The sequence below is a fragment of the Mesorhizobium sp. M7A.F.Ca.CA.002.09.1.1 genome, from assembly GCF_003998555.1.
Taxonomy (GTDB): domain Bacteria; phylum Pseudomonadota; class Alphaproteobacteria; order Rhizobiales; family Rhizobiaceae; genus Mesorhizobium; species Mesorhizobium ciceri.
The window spans coordinates 1-3,239 of the sequence record NZ_RZRR01000661.1; the positions used below are offsets into that span (position 1 = coordinate 1).

At 64.9% G+C, this 3,239-nt stretch carries 4 protein-coding genes; 3 read left to right on the forward strand and 1 reads right to left on the reverse strand.

The features are described 5' to 3' along the window. From guaB to EN994_RS24015, 3 genes are all read left to right on the forward strand, one after another. Positions 1–1,226 (forward strand): IMP dehydrogenase (guaB, locus tag EN994_RS24005; RefSeq protein ID WP_127307850.1); only part of this gene is annotated, 1,226 nt, incomplete at its 5' end. Next, positions 1,177–1,800: a hypothetical protein gene (locus tag EN994_RS24010; RefSeq protein ID WP_082826435.1), complete on the forward strand. Its 624-nt coding sequence runs from the start codon at positions 1,177–1,179 to the stop codon at positions 1,798–1,800. The genes guaB and EN994_RS24010, both read left to right, overlap by 50 nt. Before the next feature lie 37 nt (positions 1,801–1,837). Next, positions 1,838–2,257 (forward strand): MAPEG family protein, encoded by a 420-nt coding sequence (locus EN994_RS24015; protein ID WP_063167750.1) that lies wholly within the window; start codon positions 1,838–1,840, stop codon positions 2,255–2,257. A 55-nt stretch (positions 2,258–2,312) separates the two neighbouring features. On the opposite strand, the gene rnd is transcribed toward EN994_RS24015, so the two are convergent. Then, a partial coding sequence (rnd, locus tag EN994_RS24020) for a ribonuclease D (RefSeq protein ID WP_127307851.1) occupies positions 2,313–3,239 on the reverse strand: 927 nt, incomplete at its 5' end.

Genomic DNA, 3,239 nt, shown 5'->3' on the forward strand with positions numbered 1-3,239 from the left:
AATTCGAATCCGGCATGGTGGTCAATCCCGTCACCATCGGCCCCGACGCGACGCTCGCCGACGCGCTGGGCCTGATGCGCAGCTATTCGATCTCGGGCATTCCGGTGGTCGAGAACGGCGGCAGCGGCGGCCACAAGATCGGCCGGCTGATCGGCATCCTGACCAATCGCGACGTGCGCTTTGCGTCCGATCCGGCGCAGAAGGTCCATGAACTGATGACCCGTGACAACCTGATCACGGTCAAGGAGAACGTCGACCAGGACGAGGCCAAGCGCCTCCTGCACCAGCACAGGATCGAAAAGCTGGTGGTCGTCGACAGGCAGGGCAATTGCGTCGGACTGATCACCGTCAAGGATATCGAGAAGTCGCAGCTCAATCCGCACGCCACCAAGGACGCACAGGGCCGCCTGCGCGCCGCCGCCGCCACCAGCGTCGGCGATGACGGTTTCGAGCGCGCCGAACGCCTCATCGATGCCGGCGTCGACCTTCTGGTGATCGACACCGCGCATGGCCACTCGCAGCGCGTGCTCGACGCCGTCACGCGGGCGAAAAAACTATCCAACTCCGTCCGCATCCTGGCTGGCAATGTCGCCACCGCCGCGGGCACGCAGGCGCTGATCGACGCCGGCGCCGACGCCGTCAAGGTCGGCATCGGCCCGGGTTCCATCTGCACCACCCGCATCGTTGCCGGCGTCGGCGTGCCGCAGCTCTCAGCCATCATGTCGGCGGTCGAGACGGCGCACAAATCCGGCGTCTCGGTGATCGCCGATGGCGGCATCAAATATTCCGGCGATCTGGCCAAGGCGCTCGCCGCAGGCGCCAGTGCGGCCATGATCGGCTCGCTGCTGGCCGGAACCGACGAAAGCCCGGGCGAGGTCTATCTGCACCAGGGCCGCTCCTTCAAGGCCTATCGCGGCATGGGCTCGGTCGGCGCCATGGCCCGCGGCTCGGCCGATCGCTACTTCCAGGCCGAGGTGCGCGACACGCTGAAACTGGTCCCGGAAGGCATCGAAGGGCAGGTTCCCTACAAAGGACCTGTGTCTGGCGTGCTGCACCAGCTTGCGGGCGGCTTGAAAGCCGCTATGGGTTATGTTGGTGGCCGCGACCTTGCCGATTTCCGCGAGCGCGCCACCTTTGTGCGCATATCCAATGCCGGACTTCGTGAAAGCCACGCCCATGACGTCACGATTACCCGCGAAAGCCCGAACTATCCCGGCGGAGCCTGACCAGTACGGGCTCGGGCGGAGCCTGACGGCAACGATCCTGCGGCTGCCGCGCCACGCAGGCGCACTCTGTTTCCTGTCGGCGGTGGTTTTCATCGCCATGACGGCTATGGAATTCCTCTACTTCCGCCAGTTGAGCGGCGGCTTGCCATCACTCGACATGCGTATTTTCGGTTTCACTCCGGACGAAGGCATGGCCTGGCTGACGGCACTCGGCCGGCGCGGCGGCGAGATCATTCTCGTCTGGCACTATCTGACCTTCGATCTGTTGTTCCCGGCGCTGCTGTCTGTGACGCTGGTCAGCCTGATCCTGGCCACCGGCCGGCGATTGAAGGCTTTCCGCGTGCAGCCGGTGCAGCTGCAGTCGATCTTCGCGCTGGTCCTGGTGCTGCCCTACACGCTTGCCGACTACGCCCAGAACATCGCGGTAGCGCGGCTTCTGTCCGATTTCCTGTCGGCGAATCCGGACTCGCTGTCTTTGGCTTCGGCGCTCACCGTCACCAAATTCGCGCTTTTCGCCGTCCCGGTGATCGTCATTGCCGCCTTCTGGCTGGCAGGCCAGAAACGCCTGGCCTGATGCCGCGCGCAAAGCTCAGCCCGCTAGGGGAAACTTCGTGAACCAGACCACGATCTTCTGGCCTGTTCTGGCGCATGTGCTGCTGATCTACATCGTCTACTGCGTCCTGGGTCGCCGCAGATACGGCGCAATCAGGTCAGGCGAGGCGAAGCCAGCTCAGTTCAAGGTGCGTTCGACCGAGCCGGCCTCCAGCGTCACCGTTGCCGCCAATCTCACCAACCAGTTCGAGCTGCCGGTGCTGTTCTATGTGCTGTGCCTGACGCTGCACCTGACCAACGGCGTCAACTATCTGACCCTGGCGCTGATGTGGATTTTCGTCGCATCGCGCTATTTCCACGCCTGGGTTCACCTGACCAGCAACAATCTGCTGCTGCGCAGCCGCTCGTTCTTCGTCAGTGCGGTGATTCTCCTGCTGGGATGGATCTGGTTCGCCCTACACCTGCTCGGCGTGGTTTGAGCAGAGCACCTTTTCCTTCTCCCGCAAGGGGAGAAGGAAAGTCCGCGAGGGACGTCTACAGGTCGAACACCGCAATCTTGCGCTTGTCGAACTTGATGCCGATCTCGCCGCGCACCAGCTTGAGCGCGGCCTCGCCGAACACCGCGCGCCGCCAGCCCTGCAGGGCCGGTACGTCGGCGTCCTCGCCCTCGGCGGCGATACGGTCGATGTCGTCGCTGGAGGCCAGCACCTTGGACGCGACGCCTTCCTTTTCGGCGACGATCCGCAGCAGCACCTTCAACAGTTCCGCCGCGGCGCTCGAGCCCTCGGGCGGCTGGAAACTCTTTGGCAGTTTCGGCATCTGCTCCTTGGGCAAGGCAAGGGCGGTGTTGACCGCGCCGAGCAGCGCCGTTGCCGTCGACGAGCGCTCCCAGCCCTTCGGCGTCGTGCGCAGCTTGCCAAGGGCTGCCGCGTCGCGCGGCGCCTGCTGCGCCACCTCGTAGATCGCGTCGTCCTTCAGCACGCGGCCGCGCGGCACGTCGCGTTCGCGCGCCTCGCGCTCGCGCCACGCCGCAACGCCCTGCACGATCGCCAGTTCCTGCGGCTTGCGCAGCCGCATCTTCAGCCGTTTCCAGGCGTCCTCGGGGTGCGGATCATAGGTCTCGCGCGAGGTCAGCACCTCCATTTCCTCGTTGAGCCAATGGGCGCGGTTTTCGCGCGCCAGTTCGGCGCTGAGGTGCTGATAGACCTCGATCAGATGGGTGACGTCGGCCAGCGCATAGTCGAGCTGCTTGTCGGAAAGCGGCCGGTGGCGCCAGTCGGTGAAGCGCGACGACTTGTCGAGCCGCGCGCCGGTGATGCGCTGCACGAGCTGATCGTAGGAAACGCTGTCGCCGAAGCCGCAGACCATCGCCGCCACTTGCGTGTCGAACACTGGATGCGGAACCAGATCGCCGAGATGGACGATGATTTCGATGTCCTGCCGCGCGGCGTGGAAGACTTT

Coding starts and splice junctions, on each gene's coding strand:
- EN994_RS24010 (WP_082826435.1), top strand. CDS start 1,177: ATGACGTCACGATTACCCGCGAAAGCCCGAACTATCCCGGCGGAGCCT.